This window comes from Neorhizobium descurainiae (assembly GCF_051400715.1).
Lineage (GTDB): Bacteria > Pseudomonadota > Alphaproteobacteria > Rhizobiales > Rhizobiaceae > Neorhizobium.
The window spans coordinates 267,206-283,385 of sequence record NZ_JBLFFK010000003.1; the positions used below are offsets into that span (position 1 = coordinate 267,206).

At 62.6% G+C, this 16,180-nt stretch carries 12 protein-coding genes; 10 read left to right on the plus strand and 2 right to left on the minus strand.

Translation table 11 applies throughout. The annotated features are described in order from the left end of the window. The 10 genes from nuoN to dnaE all read left to right on the plus strand — a co-directional run bounded on the left by nuoN (window position 1) and on the right by dnaE (window position 13,401). Window positions 1-1,443 (plus strand): NADH-quinone oxidoreductase subunit NuoN, encoded by a 1,443-nt coding sequence (nuoN, locus tag ACMGE0_RS07965; protein WP_436815327.1) that lies wholly within the window; start codon window positions 1-3, stop codon window positions 1,441-1,443. A gap of 2 nt (window positions 1,444-1,445) precedes the next feature. Continuing rightward, entirely contained in the window at window positions 1,446-2,216 is a 771-nt protein-coding gene (locus ACMGE0_RS07970; protein ID WP_436815328.1) for a biotin--[acetyl-CoA-carboxylase] ligase, read from the plus strand. A gap of 8 nt (window positions 2,217-2,224) precedes the next feature. After that, a complete protein-coding gene (locus tag ACMGE0_RS07975; protein WP_436815329.1) occupies window positions 2,225-3,892 on the plus strand; it encodes a ribonuclease J in 1,668 nt (555 codons plus the stop codon). A gap of 29 nt (window positions 3,893-3,921) precedes the next feature. Next, window positions 3,922-4,326, plus strand: coding sequence for a methylmalonyl-CoA epimerase (gene mce, locus ACMGE0_RS07980; RefSeq protein ID WP_436815330.1), 405 nt, complete (start codon window positions 3,922-3,924; stop codon window positions 4,324-4,326). Between the two features lie 154 nt (window positions 4,327-4,480). Further along, entirely contained in the window at window positions 4,481-4,750 is a 270-nt protein-coding gene (locus ACMGE0_RS07985; RefSeq protein WP_436815331.1) for a DUF1467 family protein, read from the plus strand. Window positions 4,751-5,303: 553 nt separating this feature from the next. Beyond that, on the plus strand, window positions 5,304-6,629 hold the full coding sequence (gene proS / locus ACMGE0_RS07990; RefSeq protein WP_436815332.1) for a proline--tRNA ligase: 1,326 nt from the start codon (window positions 5,304-5,306) through the stop codon (window positions 6,627-6,629). 62 nt (window positions 6,630-6,691) lie between these two features. Then, window positions 6,692-8,002, plus strand: a complete 1,311-nt coding sequence (locus ACMGE0_RS07995; RefSeq protein WP_436815333.1) for a lipoprotein-releasing ABC transporter permease subunit — start codon at window positions 6,692-6,694, stop codon at window positions 8,000-8,002. 15 nt (window positions 8,003-8,017) lie between these two features. Further along, on the plus strand, window positions 8,018-8,701 hold the full coding sequence (locus ACMGE0_RS08000; RefSeq protein ID WP_436815334.1) for an ABC transporter ATP-binding protein: 684 nt from the start codon (window positions 8,018-8,020) through the stop codon (window positions 8,699-8,701). Between the two features lie 160 nt (window positions 8,702-8,861). Beyond that, window positions 8,862-9,575, plus strand: a complete 714-nt coding sequence (locus ACMGE0_RS08005) for a phosphatase PAP2 family protein (protein WP_436815335.1) — start codon at window positions 8,862-8,864, stop codon at window positions 9,573-9,575. A 328-nt stretch (window positions 9,576-9,903) separates the two neighbouring features. Further along, a complete protein-coding gene (gene dnaE / locus ACMGE0_RS08010; RefSeq protein WP_436815336.1) occupies window positions 9,904-13,401 on the plus strand; it encodes a DNA polymerase III subunit alpha in 3,498 nt (1,165 codons plus the stop codon). A gap of 13 nt (window positions 13,402-13,414) precedes the next feature. Here the strand turns inward: dnaE and ACMGE0_RS08015 are convergent, their stop codons facing one another. Together ACMGE0_RS08015 and ACMGE0_RS08020 are read right to left on the minus strand one after the other, a co-directional pair. Then, window positions 13,415-14,770 (minus strand): L,D-transpeptidase family protein, encoded by a 1,356-nt coding sequence (locus ACMGE0_RS08015; protein WP_436815337.1) that lies wholly within the window; start codon window positions 14,768-14,770, stop codon window positions 13,415-13,417. 107 nt (window positions 14,771-14,877) lie between these two features. After that, the gene (locus tag ACMGE0_RS08020; protein WP_436815338.1) at window positions 14,878-16,170 is read right to left on the minus strand and encodes a DNA polymerase IV; all 1,293 of its coding nucleotides are present in this window, start codon (window positions 16,168-16,170) and stop codon (window positions 14,878-14,880) included. Window positions 16,171-16,180 lie beyond the last annotated feature (10 nt).

Genomic DNA, 16,180 nt, shown 5'->3' on the forward strand with positions numbered 1-16,180 from the left:
ATGACCGCTGAACTACTTTCCCTCAGCCTGCAGCTCTCCATGCCGGAGATTATCCTGGCCGTGGGCGCGCTCGCTCTCTTGATGATCGGCGTCTTCTCCGGCGAGAAGTCCGGGCCGCTGGTGACGGGGCTTGCGGTGGCGCTGCTGGCCGTCGCCGGTCTCTGGCTGATCTTCATGCCGGGCGAGGGCGAGGCCTATGCCGGGGCCTTCCTGCTCGATCCCTTCGCCCGCTTCATGAAGGTCCTGGCGCTGATCGGCTCGATCGTCGCCATGGTGATGTCGGTCGGCAGCGGCCGGTCCGACCAGCTCGACCGTTTCGAGTTTCCGGTTCTCCTGGTTCTCTCGACCCTCGGCATGCTGCTGCTGATTTCGGCGAACGATCTGATCGCGTTCTATCTCGCGCTCGAATTGATGTCGCTGGCGCTCTATGTCGTCGCTGCCTTCAACCGCGACAGTGTGCGCTCGACGGAAGCGGGCCTGAAATATTTCGTCCTCGGCGCGCTCTCCTCGGGCATGATGCTCTACGGCATGTCGCTGGTCTATGGATTTACCGGCAATACCGGCTTCGACGAGATCGCCGGCGTCCTCTCCTCCGAGACCCGCCATATGGGCCTCGTCTTCGGCATGGTCTTCGTGCTCGCCGGCGCCTGCTTCAAGATTTCGGCCGTGCCGTTCCACATGTGGACGCCGGACGTCTACGAGGGCGCCCCGACCCCTGTTACCGCCTTTTTCGCTGCCGGTCCGAAGGTCGCGGCCATGGCGATCCTCGTCCGCATCGTATCGGAGGCTTTCCTGCCGATCGTCGCCGACTGGCGCCAGATCATCGTCTTCGTGTCGATCGCCTCCATGCTGCTCGGCTCGTTCGCCGCGATCGGCCAGCGCAACATCAAGCGCCTGATGGCCTATTCCTCGATCGGCCATATGGGCTATGCCCTGGTCGGCCTTGCGGCGGGCACCGAGACCGGCGTTTCCGGCGTGGCGCTTTACATGGCCATCTACATGGTCATGACATTAGGCACGTTTGCCTGCATCATGGCGATGCGCCGCAAGGAAGGCGGCAATGTCGAGAATGTCGACGATCTCGCCGGCCTTTCCTCGACCAAGCCTTTCATGGCGGTCGTGCTGACGGCGCTGATGTTCTCCATGGCTGGCATTCCGCCGCTTGCGGGCTTTTTCGCCAAGTATTTCGTCTTCGTGGCGGCGATCGAGGCGAAGCTTTATGCCCTGGCAATCATCGGTGTGATCGCTTCGGTTATCGGCGCCTATTATTACCTGCGCATCGTCAAGCTGATGTGGTTCGATGAGGCCAAGGGCGAGTTCGCCCGCATCTCCGGCGAGCTGCGCCTGGTCTTCGGTCTCTCGGGTCTCTTCGTCACGGCCTATGTGCTGTTCGGCGGCCCGATCGGCACGGCCGCGAGCGCAGCCGCCAAGTCCTTCTTCTGAGAATGACGGATCCAAGGGGAAGCTTCTCGCTCGATGCCTTTCGCCACGAAGCGCTGAGCGAGATTGGCTCCACCAACAGCGAATGCCTCGCCCGCGCCCGCGCGGGCGATTCCGGTTTGTTATGGATCACCGCGGGCCGGCAGCTTTCAGGCCGCGGCCGGCGCGGCAGGGCCTGGACCTCGGAACCCGGCAATCTCTATGCCTCCCTGCTGCTGATCGATCCGGCGCCTCCCGAGCGTTTGGGTTCTCTTCCGCTTGCGGTGGCCGTTGCGGTCCATGCGGCGGTGCGGGCCGTCATGCCGCCTGGGGGTGAGCCGGTCGAGGTGAAATGGCCGAACGATATCCTGATCGGCCGCAAGAAGACCTGCGGTATCCTTCTGGAAGGCGAGATGCTGCCGGATGGCCGCCGCGCGCTGGTGATCGGCATCGGCATCAATATACGCCACATGCCGGATAACGCCCCCTATGGCGTCACGCGGCTTGCCGATCACGGCGTTGGCGCTTCGCCGGAGGAGCTTTTCGCGCATCTTTTCAGAGAGATGGCGGATGTTCTGGAAGCATGGGATAAAGGGCGGGGGACGGCGGAGATCAGCCGACGCTGGCGCAAGGTCGCCTGCGGCATCGGTGAAAAAATCACCGTGAACCTGACGGACCGCTCGCTTGTTGGAACATTCGCGGGTATCGATGATAAGGGATTTCTGATGCTCGACACCGACGAGGGGCCTCCAGTGCCGATCGCCGCCGGTGATGTATTTTTTGAAAGAACGGATTAAGAGAAGAAATGGCAAACCAAGAAGAATTGGTGTTTCTGCCGCTTGGCGGCGTGGGCGAGATCGGCATGAACCTCGCCCTCTACGGCTATGGTACGCCGGGAAATCGCCAGTGGATCATGGTGGATTGCGGCGTCACCTTTCCCGGACCGGAACTGCCGGGCGTCGATCTGGTTCTGCCGGATATCCGTTATCTCGCGAGCCAGCGCCAGAACCTCAAGGCGATGATCATCACCCATGCGCACGAGGATCATTACGGCGCGATGAACGACCTCTGGCCGGGCCTCAACGTGCCGGTTTATGCCTCGCCCTTCACCGCCGGCATGCTGGAGGCGAAACGCGACTACGAAGGTTCGCGCGCCGATATCCCGGTGACGATCTTCAAGGCCGGCGACCGCATCACGGTCGGGCCGTTCGAGATCGAAGCGGTCGGCGTCAACCACTCGATCCCCGAGCCCATGTCGCTGGTCATCCGCACGCCGCTCGGCAACGTCGTCCATACCGGCGACTGGAAGATCGATCATGCCCCTTCGCTCGGGCCGATCACGGACGAGGCCCGCTTCCGGGCACTGGGCGACGAGGGCGTTCTTGCGCTGATGTGCGACAGCACCAATGCGCTGCGCGAAGGCATCTCGCCCTCGGAGGAGGAGGTGTCCGAGGGTCTGCGCAAGATCATCGAGGAAGCCGAGGGCAGGGTGGCGATCACCACCTTTTCCTCCAATGTCGGCCGCATCCGCTCGGTGGCCCAGGCTGCCGAAGCCGCAGGCCGCGAAGTGCTGCTGCTCGGCAGTTCGCTGAAACGCGTCGTCGATGTCGCCCGCGACATCGGCATCATGGAGGGGCTGAAGCCTTTCATTGCCGAGGACGAATACGGTTATATCCCGCGCGACAAGGTCGTCGTCATCCTGACCGGCAGCCAGGGCGAGCCGCGTGCCGCCCTTGCCAAGATCGCCCGTGACGAAATGCGCAACGTGGCGCTGGCGGCGGGCGATACGGTCGTGTTCTCGTCGCGCACCATTCCGGGCAACGAGAAGGCGATTATCGAGATCAAGAACGGCTTGATCGAGCAGGGCGTCAAGGTGGTGACGGACTCGGATGCCCTGGTGCATGTCTCCGGCCATCCGCGCCGCAACGAGCTCCTGAAGATGTACGAATGGACCCGGCCGCAGATCCTCGTGCCGGTGCATGGCGAGGCGGCGCATCTGACGGCGCAGGCGGAGCTTGGCGCGTCCGCCGGCATCAAGACCATTCCGCGCGTTCGCAATGGCGATATTCTGCGGCTTGCACCCGGCCCCGCTGAGGTGATCGACGAGGCGCCGCACGGCCGCATCTTCAAGGACGGCAAGCTGATCGGCGATTTCGACGAGATGGGCATCGGCGACCGCCGCAAGCTCTCCTTCGTCGGACACGTTTCGGTAAACGTCCTGCTCGACAACCGCTATGACTTCCTGATCGATCCAGACGTCCTCGCCTTCGGCCTGCCGGAATTCGACGACGAAGGCGAGGACATGGAGGACACGCTCTATGATGCGGTGCTCGGCGCGATCGAAAGCATCCCGCGCGCCCGCCGCAAGGATCTCGACACGTTGCGCGAGGCCGTTCGCCGGGCGGTTCGCGCCGCCGCCAACGAGGCCTGGGGCAAGAAGCCTGTCGTGACGGTGTTCGTAACCCGATTATAGTGATCGGCATCGAGCGAAAGAGAGGGACCATGCTCGGACGCGTCAACCATATCGCCATTGCCGTGCCGGATCTGGCAGCCGCCACCGCGACCTATCGCGATACGCTTGGTGCGCGCGTGTCGCAGGCTCAGGCCTTGCCGGAACACGGCGTAACGGTGGTTTTCGTGGAGCTTTCCAATACCAAGGTGGAACTTCTGGAACCCCTTGGCGCCGGCTCCCCGATCGCCGCCTTTCTGGAAAAAAAACCGGCGGGTGGCATGCACCATATCTGCTACGAGGTGGACGATATCATCGCCGTCCGCGACCGCCTGAAGGCGGCGGGGGCCCGCGTGCTCGGTGACGGCGAGCCGAAGATCGGCGCCCATGGCAAGCCGGTGCTCTTCCTGCATCCCAAGGATTTTTGCGGTACGCTGGTCGAACTCGAAGAGGTGTGAGGCCTGCCGGGCTGTTACCTCCAAGCCCTATCCTGAGATGCTGGGCTGCTCCGGCGTCCCATCACCTGCGGCATCGCGTCCCCTCGGCTCCGTTTGAGCTTCTTCGGCTTTCGGCCTATAACGCCGCTCTCTGAACAGAAACCGGAACCCATCCATGTCGCTGCTGACGGTCGCCGCCATCTACTTCATCCTCTGGTGGACCGTGCTCTTCATCGTCCTGCCGCTCGGCTATCGCAGCCAGCAGGAGGATGGCGAGGTGACTGCCGGCACCGTCGAAAGCGCGCCCGCGAAATTCCGCGGCGGCCGCGTGGTGCTTCTGACGACGGTGATCTCGGCCGTGCTTTACGCCGCCTATCACGTCGCCTCGACCTATTTCGGATTCGGCATCGCCGACATCCCGGTCATCGTGCCGGATTTCGAATAGACCGGTCTGGGGAAGAGCTGTCATCTGCTTGTCATCAATTGCAGGCATAGGAGGCAATGGCGACATAATCCGCTCGGATGGGCGGTTGTCGAGAAAGCAAAAAAAAACAAGGCGGTGAAGCCTTGTTTTCTAGTTTCGCGTGATCCTTCACCGTTGCCGGGGCAGCGAATAAACGCGCCTAAGATCTGATCCTCCCAAGACTTGACCGCGAAATGGCAAGAATTTGAACTCCTTGCCTCTTTTGTGAGCTGAACCTAGCTCAAAGGTTGGGCTTTGTCACTCGATTTTTTTGTATTTTTGCTACACTCGGATAAAATTTTTCAGTTGACAAAAATGTCGCATGCTTGCCACGAAATCTCCACTTTTTGCCGGTCTGCCGTTATTCGCCCAAAATTGCGCCAGGGTGGCGCCAAGATCGTGAACATCGCGTGATTCCTCCGGGAGCGGGTTCCCTTGAGGGGCTGGAACGGCTATGTACCGCTCGCAATATTACTCAAGGAATGGCCGATTCCCGACGTCGCGAGGATAGGCCCGGCAACCCTCGGAAATCTCGATGCGCCTATCCCGCTATTTTATGCCCATCCTGAAGGAAAACCCCAAGGAAGCGGAAATCGTGTCCCACCGGCTGATGCTGCGTACCGGCATGATTCGCCAGCAGAGCCAGGGCATTTATTCCTGGCTGCCGCTCGGCAAGCGGGTACTCGACAAAGTCAACGCTATCATCCGCGAGGAGCAGAACCGCTCCGGCGCCATCGAACTCCTCATGCCGACGCTGCAGTCCGCCGAGCTCTGGCAGGAGAGCGGCCGCTACGACGCCTATGGCAAGGAGATGCTGCGCATCAAGGACCGGCAGGACCGGCCGATGCTCTACGGCCCCACCAATGAGGAGATGATCACGGACATTTTCCGGTCATACGTCAAATCCTATAAGAACCTGCCGCTCAACCTCTACCATATCCAGCTGAAGTTCCGCGACGAGATCCGCCCCCGTTTCGGCACCATGCGCTCGCGCGAATTCCTGATGAAGGATGCCTATTCCTTCGACCTGACGAAGGAGGGGGCCGAGCATTCCTATCGGAAGATGTTCACCGCCTATCTGCGCACCTTCTCCCGGCTCGGGCTCAGGGCGATCCCGATGCGCGCCGATACCGGCCCGATCGGCGGCAACCTGTCGCACGAATTCATCATCCTCGCCGACACCGGCGAGTCGGAAGTCTTCAGCCACAAGGACTTCGTCAATTTCGACATCCCCGGCGTCGACACAAATTTCGACGATGTCGACGCGATGAAGGCGATCTTCGACAAATGGACTTCGGTTTATGCGGCGACCTCGGAAATGCACGACGAGGCGGCCTTTGACGCCATTCCCGAAGCGGAGCGGCTCTCCGCCCGCGGCATCGAGGTTGGCCATATCTTCTATTTCGGCACCAAGTATTCCGAGCCGATGGGCGCCAAGGTGCAGGGTCCGGACGGCAAGGAGCACCTTGTCCACATGGGTTCCTACGGCATCGGTCCGACACGCCTTGTTCCCGCCATCATCGAAGCATCGCATGACGAGAACGGAATCATCTGGCCGGCTTCCGTCGCGCCCTTCGACGTCGTGGTCATCAACATGAAACCCGGCGACGATGCCTGCGACCGCCTCTGCGAGACCCTCTATGGCGGCCTTTCGACGGTCGGCAAGGATGTACTCTACGACGACACGGACGAGCGCGCCGGTACCAAGTTCGCGACCGCCGACCTGATCGGCGTGCCGGTCCAGGTGATCGTCGGACCCCGTTCCGCCGCTTCCGGCGAGGTGGAGGTCAAGGACCGCAAGACCGGAGAGCGCGAGACGCTGACCGTCGAGGCGGCCATGAACAGGCTCGCCGGCCGATAACCGGCGAGGCCGGTTTCAAAAAGACAGGGCGGAATTCCCCGCCGGCAGGTTGAGGAAACGGCATGGCGAGCGTCGCAACGAATGGTGAAGCGGAAAAGGCAGGGCAGCATTCGCCTTCGGCCGGCCCCTTCTCGGCCTTCGAGCGCATGGTCGCCTGGCGCTACCTGCGTTCGCGCCGTCGCGAGGCCTTCATCTCCGTCATTGCCGGTTTTTCCTTCATCGGTATCATGCTCGGGGTCGCCACGCTCATCATCGTCATGGCGGTGATGAACGGGTTCCGCACCGAACTGATCTCCCGTATCCTCGGCATCAACGGCCATATGATCGTCCAGCCGATCGACGGACCGCTCACCGATTACGCCGAGCTCACGCAGAAATTCGCCGCGGTGCCGGGCGTCAAGATGGCGCTGCCGCTGGTGGAGGGCCAGACGCTCGCTTCCGGCCGCGGCGGTGCGGGCTCCGGCGCGCTGGTGCGTGGTGTCCGCCCGGAGGATATCGAAAAGCTCACCGAGGTCGCCGGCAACGTCAAGTCGGGCGATCTGGTCGGCTTCGCCTCGGGAGAGGGCGTGCTGGTCGGCTCGCGGCTCGCGGCCCAGCTCGGGCTGAACGCCGGCGACCAGATCACGCTGATCTCGCCGGAAGGCGACGTGACGCCGATGGGCGTCAATCCGCGCGTCAAGTCCTATACGGTCTCCGGGATATTCGAGATCGGCATGTCGGAATACGACGCGACGATCATCTACATGCCGCTCGAGGAATCGCAGCTCTACTTCAATGCCGACGGCATCGTGCAGTCGATCGAACTCTTCATCGACAATCCCGACAATGTCGACGGCATCCGCCCGCTCGTCGAAGCCGCTGCCGGCCGGCAGATCTTCATCACCGACTGGCGCCAGCGCAACCAGACCTTCTTCTCCGCCCTGCAGGTGGAGCGCAACGTCATGTTCATGATCCTGACGCTGATCGTGCTCGTGGCCGCGCTCAACATCATCTCAGGCCTCATCATGCTGGTGAAGGACAAGGGCAGCGATATCGCGATCCTGCGCACCATGGGCGCCGGTTCCGGCGCGATCATGCGCATCTTCTTCATGACCGGGGCGGCGATCGGCATCGTCGGCACGATCGCCGGCGTGCTTCTGGGCGTGGTCGTCTGCCTCAACATCGAATCCATCCGCCAGTTCTTTTCCTGGCTCTCGGGCACGGTTCTCTTCGATCCGGAACTCTACTTCCTGAGCCAGTTGCCGGCCGAGATGAGTTTCCGCGAGACGCTGTCGGTGGTCATCATGGCGCTGGCGCTCTCCTTCATGGCCACCATCTTCCCGGCATGGCGGGCCTCGAAGCTCGATCCCGTCCAGGCCCTCCGCTACGAATAGGATCCGCAGTTTTTCATGGCACGCAAACCCGTCTTGCAGCTCTCGGGCGTCGAACGTCACTACGGCCAGGGCGAGACCACGCTTTCGATCCTGAAGGGCGCCGACTTCGAGCTCAAGAGCGGCGAGATCGTCGCGCTGGTGGCGCCCTCCGGCACGGGCAAATCGACGCTGCTACATCTCGCCGGACTGCTCGAACATCCCGACGGCGGCGAGGTCTTCATCGGCGGCCAGCCCTGCAATGGTCTGCCGGACAGCGAGCGCACCGCGATCCGCCGTTCGGAGATCGGCTTCGTCTACCAGTTCCATCATCTCCTGCCGGAATTCTCGGCGCTCGAGAACATCATGATGCCGCAGCTGATCGCCGGTCTTTCGAAGACAGAGGCGAAGGAGCGGGCGGCCCAGCTTCTCGACTACATGCGCATCGGCCACCGCGCCGATCATCGTCCGGCCGAGCTTTCCGGCGGCGAGCAGCAGCGTGTGGCGATCGCGCGTGCGGTCGCCAATGCGCCGCGCGTGCTCCTGGCCGACGAGCCGACCGGCAATCTCGACCCGAAGACGGCATCCTATGTCTTCGACGCGCTGGAGGCGCTGGTGCGCCAGTCCGGCCTTGCGGCGCTGATCGCCACCCACAACCACGAGCTCGCCGGGCGCATGGACCGCCGCGTCACGATCGAAGGCGGCAAGGTCGTGGAGATGTAGAGCCTGCTCGCGTCGGCATAGTCCGGCGGGCAAAAAGTCCGGCGGTGCGGTTGATGCGGCGGCCCTTCGGTCCCTATCTGTTGGAAATGATGGGCCTTGCCGTGATCGGCGCGGGTCCGGCCCGACAGCACATTCGGCAGACATGGCAGGAAAGGGGAATATGGCCTTCCACTCCCGCGTCAGACAAAAGATCGTCGAGAGATTCATGACGTTCGAGCCGATCGGCCTGATGATGTTCGCATTGCTGGCCGGCGGCCTGTTCCTGTTCTTTAGCCTGACCGGCGAGGTTCTGGAGGGCGAGACGCATGCCTTCGACGAGCGCATCCTGCTTGCCTTGCGCAGCGCCAGCGACCTGTCCGCACCGGTCGGCCCCTATTGGCTGAACCATGCCATGGGCGACATCACCGCGCTCGGCGGAACGACGGTGCTGTCGTTGATGACGGTCATGGGGACCACCTATCTTCTGCTGGCGCGGCAGAAAGCCATTGCCGCCTTCATGTTCCTGTCGATCCTGGGCGGCTGGCTTGTGAGCAACGCCTTGAAGCTCGGCGTGGCGCGGCCGCGGCCGGACATCGTTCCGCATCTGGTGGAAGTCTATGACCTCAGTTTTCCGAGCGGCCATGCGATGCTTTCCGCCGTCACCTACCTCACCCTTGGGGCGCTGCTCTCGCGGGCGCAGCCCTACCGGTCGACACGAATTTTCCTGATCTTCGCGGCGATCTTCCTGACGCTGCTCATCGGACTTAGCCGCGTCTATCTCGGCGTTCACTATCCGACCGACGTGCTCGGAGGCTGGTGCGCCGGAGCGACCTGGGCGCTTGGCTGCTGGATGATCGCAAGACGCTTCATCTCTGCAAAACCCTCCAATGCGTGAGGGATGCCGGCGCGCCCTCGATTTTAACCATAATCGCGATTCCGTGTTTCTTGTTTTGTTCTCTTGTTGACTCTCAAACAAAATGAGAACAAAGTAAAAACATAAAGGAACACGGGAGACGACGATGACTGACATTCTTCGTGACATTGCCGCATTCGCTTCCATCGCCACCTTCGTGGCAAGCCTGTCCATGATCGCCATGGCCATGTGAGCGGGTTCTTCGCTCGGGCTCGTCGTTCGAAAGAGGTTGAGCGAGGAAATCCGAACTGGACTCTCCGCCAGCCGCACCTGAGAATGGCCTGATTCATGAGAATGGTAGGATGCGGGCATGGCAGACACGGCGGACGTAAAATCGGGACCGGAAGAGCTCGGAGCAACCCCGCAATTCGTCCACCTGCGCGTTCATTCCGCCTATTCGCTTCTTGAAGGCGCGCTGCCGCTCAAGAAAATCCTGTCGAAGGCGGTCGCGGACCATCAGCCCGCGGTCGCGATTACCGATACCAACAATCTCTTCGTCGCGCTGGAATTCGCCCAGAAGGCGATCGGTGACGGGCTGCAGCCGATCATCGGCTGCCAGCTTTCGATCGACATGGAAGATCAGGCGGACGAGCGGCGAAGCGGCCAGCAGCAGCTTGCCAAGCTGCCGGCGATCGTCGTGCTCGCGGCGACCGCTGCGGGCTACGAAAGGCTCGTCGATCTCATCAGCCGAGCCTATCTGGGCGGCGAAGGACACGGCACCGTGCATATCTGCCGCTCCTGGCTGGAGGAGGGCGGCACGGAAGGGCTGATCGCGCTGACCGGCGCTTCGAGCGGGCCAGTCGACATGGCTTTGAAGGACGGCAATGCCGCGCTCGCCGAAGCGCGCCTGTTGAAGCTGAGAGAGGTCTTTGGCGACAGGCTGTATGTGGAGCTGCAGCGCCACGGGGCCTATGACCGGCGGCACGAGCAGAAGATGGTGGCGTTGGCCTACGACCACGACCTGCCGCTGGTCGCGACGAACGAGGCCTTCTTTCCGTCCAAGGCGGATTATGATGCCCATGACGCGCTGATGGCGGTCGCCCACAACGCGATCGTCTCGGACGACAACCGCTTCCGCCTGACGCCGGACCACTATCTGAAAAGCCGGAAGGAAATGGCGGCGCTGTTTTCCGACCTGCCGGAAGCGCTGGAGAACACGGTCGAGATCGCCCGGCGCTGCTCCTTCGTATTGAAGACGCGCAATCCGATCCTGCCCCGTTTCACCGGCGCGACCGGCGACCCGGAGGAAGCCGAGCGGGCGGAGGCGGACGAGCTGCGTCGCCAGGCGGTCGAGGGGCTGGAGAGCCGCATCGCCACTCTGGGCATGACGCCGGGTTATACGGAACAGGATTATCGCGAGAGGCTGGATTACGAGCTCGGCATCATCGAGCGCATGAAGTTTCCGGGTTACTTCCTGATCGTCTCGGACTTCATCAAATGGGCGAAGGTCCATAACATTCCGGTCGGACCGGGCCGCGGATCGGGTGCGGGCTCTCTGGTGGCTTACGCGCTGACCATTACCGACGTCGATCCGCTGCGTTTCTCGCTGCTCTTCGAACGTTTCCTCAACCCGGAACGCGTCTCGATGCCGGATTTCGACATCGACTTCTGCCAGGACCGCCGCGAAGAGGTGATCCGCTACGTTCAGCAGAAATACGGCCGCGAACAGGTGGCGCAGATCATCACCTTCGGTTCGCTGCAGGCGCGCGCCGCATTGCGCGACGTCGGCCGCGTGCTCGAAATGCCCTATGGCCAGGTCGACAAGATCTGCAAGCTGGTGCCGAACAACCCGGCCAATCCGACGCCGCTTTCGAAGGCGATCGAAGAGGAGCCGAAGCTGCAGGAAGAGGCCGAGAAGGAGCCGGTCGTCGCGCGCCTCCTCGACATCGCCCAGAAGATCGAGGGCCTTTACCGCCACGCCTCGACCCACGCCGCCGGCATCGTCATCGGCGACCGGCCGCTGTCGAAGCTCGTGCCGATGTACCGGGACCCGCGTTCTGACATGCCGGTCACCCAGTTCAACATGAAATGGGTGGAACAGGCCGGCCTTGTGAAGTTCGACTTCCTCGGTTTGAAGACGCTGACAGTGCTGAAGACCGCCGTTGACTTCTGCAAGAAGCGCGGCATCGAGATCGATCTCCCGACGATCCCGCTGGACGATCCGAAGACCTATGAAATGCTCTCGCGCGGTGAGACGGTCGGCGTGTTCCAGGTGGAAAGTGCCGGCATGCGCAAGGCGCTGATCGGCATGCGGCCGGACTGCATCGAGGACATCATCGCGCTGGTCGCGCTCTACCGTCCGGGCCCGATGGAGAACATTCCGGTCTACAATGCCCGCAAGCACGGCGAGGAGGAGATCGAGTCGATCCATCCGATGATCGATCATCTCTTGAAGGAGACTCAAGGGGTTATCGTCTATCAGGAACAGGTCATGCAGATCGCGCAGGTTCTCTCGGGCTATTCGCTCGGCGAGGCCGACCTGCTCCGCCGCGCGATGGGCAAGAAGATCAAGGAGGAGATGGACAAGCAGCGCGCCCGTTTCGTCGAGGGCGCAGTGAAGAACGGCGTCTCCAAGCCGCAGGCCGACCTGATCTTCGACCTGCTCGCCAAGTTCGCGAACTACGGCTTCAACAAGTCGCACGCCGCCGCCTACGCCATCGTTTCCTACCAGACCGCCTATATGAAGGCGCATTATCCCGTCGAATTCCTGGCTGCGTCGATGACCTACGATATGTCGAACAGCGAGAAGCTGAACGACTTCCGGCAGGATGCGGGGCGTCTCGGCATCGCCGTCATTCCTCCGTCGGTTCAGACGTCCTACCGGCATTTCGAGACGGGTGAGAACAGGATCTATTACGCGCTCGCAGCCATCAAGGGCGTCGGTGAATCGGCCGTCGACCATATCACCGAGGTGCGCGGCGACCGGCCGTTCAAGAGCATCGAGGATTTCTGCCTCAGGATCGATCCGAAGCAGATCAACCGCCGGGTCATGGAAAGCCTGATCTCGGCCGGCGCCTTCGACTGCTTCGGCATGGACCGCGCCGAACTCATCGGCGGCCTCGACCGGATCATCGGTTATGCGCAGCGCGCCCAGGAGGAGAAGGTCAGCGGCCAGTCGGATTTCTTCGGTTCGTCCGCCGGCGCCGGGCCGGAAAAACTGATCCTGCCGCCTTTCAATCCCTGGACGCCGTCCGAGAAGCTGATGCGCGAATACCAGGTGCTCGGCTTCTATCTCTCGGCCCATCCGCTGGATTCCTATGCGGCCATCCTGTCCAAGATGCGGGTGCAGACCTTTGCCGAATTCTCCGTCTCGGTGAAGGGAGGAGCAAGCTTCGGGAAGCTCGCGGGCACGGTGACGAGCCGCCAGGAGCGCAAGACCCGCACCGGCAACAAGATGGGCATCGTCGCCTTTTCGGATTCGTCCGGCCAGTTCGAGGCGGTGCTGTTCTCGGAAGGCCTGGCGCAATATCGCGACCTCTTGGAACCCGGCAAGTCGCTGCTCATCACGGTACAGGCGGAAGAGCGGCCGGAAGGCATCGGGCTTCGCATCCAGACGGCGCAGTCGCTGGAAGAGAAATCCGTGCAGATGCAGAAGGCGCTGCGTGTCTATGTCCGCGATTCCGGCCCGCTGAAGACGGTTGCGCGGCATTTGAACGCCAGGGGCGACGGCCTCGTCTCCTTCGTCGTCATCAAGGATGACGGCAAGCGCGAGATCGAGGTGGAGCTGACGGAAAAATATCGCATCTCTCCGGAGATCGCCGCGGCGCTGCGCGCAGCACCCGGCGTCCTCGATGTCGAGCTGGTTTGATCGCCGGTATTTCTCAATAAAGGCCGATCATGCGGCGGCTCTGCGCGGCTTGCGGTTGGCGCACCGGGCGACGTTTGACAATGGATGCCTCGACCTCGGTGGCCTTGGGCTGGGATCGCGTGACGGTCACGAAGTCGGTGCCTTTTCCAGTTTCGGGTCCGAGGCCTTCATCATTGATCGTGATCGAAGTGCCATCCGTCATCAGCGTTTCGATCCGGTCCCGAAGGTCGGCCGGAATTTCGATTCGATCAATCGCCCGGGCGGCACCAAGGGTATCGGGACCGTCGGTGACGGTGATCCCGAGCCGCCGCATCGTCGCGGCGCTGAGCTCGTTCGGCAGTGTCACGCCGTGCCATTCGGCGGTTTCGGCCCGGCGGTCCAGCTCGTCGACGGTGAAGAAATGCGTGCCGAGCGCGATTTCCGGATCCTTGATGCCGACCGGCGCCTCGAACAGCGGCTCGAAATTCTGCCGCACCATGATCTGGCCGGCCGGCGGTTGCGGCTTGCCGGCCGACTCGTAGAGCGCGGCAAGGAATTCCGGCGTCACGAGCGGCCCTTTGAGGGAGAGGTTCTTCCAGCGCTTGAAGCCTGCGATCGCGCTGCGGGTCAGGGGACCGGCGAAACCGTCGGCGCCGCCGGTCTCGAAACCCAGGTCCTGCAGCAGCACCTGGGCATCCATCAGAGTTTCGCGCTCGCCGCGCCGGGTGATGAGGATGCGCAACGGTGCTGCCTTTTGTTCCTCGGCCGCGCCGGTCGCCGTCGCCGCATCCGTCACGACGCCCGGATGGGCGGGATTGTTCGGAACGACGTTCATCGCCACTTCGACCGGCTTGGAAGCTCCCTGGATCGAGGAGGTTCTGAGCTCGACATCCGGGAAGAGCGGTCCGCTCGGCAGCGGCTTGCGCGGCAGGAAGAGATTGGCGCTCTGGACGCGCTCCGGCGCGACCGGGGCGTCGGTGACGAGAACATGCGCGCCGCGCTCGGTCATCTGGTAGAGCGACTTGGCGAATGCGCCCGGCATGCGGATGCAGCCGTGCGATGCGGGATAGTTCGGTACCACGCCCTCATGAAGCGCGATGCCGGACCATGTCAGCCGCTGCATCCACGGCATGGGCGCGTTCGAATAGATGTTCGATTCGTGATATTTGCGCTTTTCGAGGATCGAGAAGATGCCGCTCGGCGTCGTGTGGCCGGCCTTGCCGGTGGAAACCTTCGAGGTAGTCACGACGGTATCGCCGTCATAGACGGTAAGCGATTGTTTGTCCTTGGAAATGATGATCTGCAGCGTGCCGGCCGTTCCCGCGAAAGCCGCATGCGACAGCATCGTCGCAGACAGGAGACCAAACCCGAAAACCAGGTGACGCAACATACAAGACCCCATACGCAATACACGAGCCGCATATTAGCGCATCAGGTTAAGGAAGATTTTCGACAGCGCCGATAATCTTAGGTTCATGGTTAAAAACGGGTCACCTTTCACGCATCCCGCCGGCGGTTTCCGAACGTGTATCCGGTCTCCACCGCCGCCTTGCCGAACTTGTCGCGCAGCTTGTCCATGGCCGCTTCCGCGGCAGCGCGGCGCCCCGCCTGCCTGTCGACGAGGTCCGGCGGATCAGCGAGCGCCGGATCGACGAGATCGGTGACGCCGATGCCGATGAGGCGGAATTTGGTGCCGTCGGTCTCGCGTTCCATCAGCGAGAGCCCGGTCCGGAAAATGCGGTCGGCAAGCTGCGTCGGGTCCTCCAGCCGCCTGTTGCGGGTGCGGCTCTTGAAATCGGCCGTCTTCATCTTGAGCACGACGGTCTGGCCGGCGATGCCGTGCTTCTTCAACCGCGTCGAGACCTTCTCTGAAAGCCGGCGCAGGATCGGCACGAGTTCGTCGTGACGGGAAATGTCGTCGAAGAACGTGGTTTCCGCCGAGACGCTTTTCGCCGCCTCGTTCGGATGCACCTCCCGGTCGTCGATGCCCCGCGCGAGCCGGTAGAGCCGCTGACCCATCGTGCCGTAGCGGCGCATCAGATCGGCTTCGTCCATGGCCTGGAACTGACCGATGGTGCGGATGCCATCGGCCTCCAGCGCCGCGTTGAAGGCCTTGCCGACGCCCCAGATGGTGGTGACGGGGCGGGCCGCCAGAAATTCCAGCGCCTCCTGCCGGCCGACCACCGAAAAGCCGCGCGGCTTCTGGAGGTCGGAAGCGACCTTGGCGAGGAACTTGCAGTACGAGAGACCGATGGAGATGGTGATGCCGAGTTCATTTTGAACGCGCGTGGCAAGCCTGGCGAGGATGCGCGCCGGCGGGTCGTGATGCAGTCTTTCCGTGCCGGCGAGTTCGAGGAAGGCTTCGTCGATGGAAAGCGGCTGCACGAGCGGCGTGAGATCCATCATCATCTGCCGCACCTGGCGGCCGACAGTCACGTATTTTTCCATGTTCGGCGGAATGACGACGGCCTCGGGGCAGAGCTCCAGCGCCTTGAACATGGGCATGGCCGAGCGCACGCCGTTGATTCGGGCGATGTAGCAGGCGGTCGAGACGACGCCGCGTTTTCCGCCGCCGATGATCACCGGCCTGTCGGCGAGGTCCGGATTGTCGCGCTTTTCGATCATGGCGTAGAAGGCGTCGCAGTCGATATGCGCCAGCGTGAGATCGTAAAGTTCCCTGTGATAGACGAGGCGGGGGCTGCCGCAGGCGCGGCACCGGCGTGTTTCCGCCTTCTGCTCCGCAAGGCAGTCGCGACAGAAGCCGGGTGTCTTGTCAGGCACGGGTGTCATGGTGGGAACA

Coding starts and splice junctions, on each gene's coding strand:
- ACMGE0_RS07970 (WP_436815328.1), top strand. CDS start 1,446: ATGACGGATCCAAGGGGAAGCTTCTCGCTCGATGCCTTTCGCCACGAA.
- ACMGE0_RS08005 (WP_436815335.1), top strand. CDS start 8,862: ATGGCCTTCCACTCCCGCGTCAGACAAAAGATCGTCGAGAGATTCATG.
- ACMGE0_RS07985 (WP_436815331.1), top strand. CDS start 4,481: ATGTCGCTGCTGACGGTCGCCGCCATCTACTTCATCCTCTGGTGGACC.
- nuoN (WP_436815327.1), top strand. CDS start 1: ATGACCGCTGAACTACTTTCCCTCAGCCTGCAGCTCTCCATGCCGGAG.
- ACMGE0_RS07995 (WP_436815333.1), top strand. CDS start 6,692: ATGGCGAGCGTCGCAACGAATGGTGAAGCGGAAAAGGCAGGGCAGCAT.
- proS (WP_436815332.1), top strand. CDS start 5,304: ATGCGCCTATCCCGCTATTTTATGCCCATCCTGAAGGAAAACCCCAAG.
- ACMGE0_RS08015 (WP_436815337.1), bottom strand. CDS start 14,770: ATGTTGCGTCACCTGGTTTTCGGGTTTGGTCTCCTGTCTGCGACGATG.
- ACMGE0_RS07975 (WP_436815329.1), top strand. CDS start 2,225: ATGGCAAACCAAGAAGAATTGGTGTTTCTGCCGCTTGGCGGCGTGGGC.
- dnaE (WP_436815336.1), top strand. CDS start 9,904: ATGGCAGACACGGCGGACGTAAAATCGGGACCGGAAGAGCTCGGAGCA.
- mce (WP_436815330.1), top strand. CDS start 3,922: ATGCTCGGACGCGTCAACCATATCGCCATTGCCGTGCCGGATCTGGCA.
- ACMGE0_RS08020 (WP_436815338.1), bottom strand. CDS start 16,170: ATGACACCCGTGCCTGACAAGACACCCGGCTTCTGTCGCGACTGCCTT.
- ACMGE0_RS08000 (WP_436815334.1), top strand. CDS start 8,018: ATGGCACGCAAACCCGTCTTGCAGCTCTCGGGCGTCGAACGTCACTAC.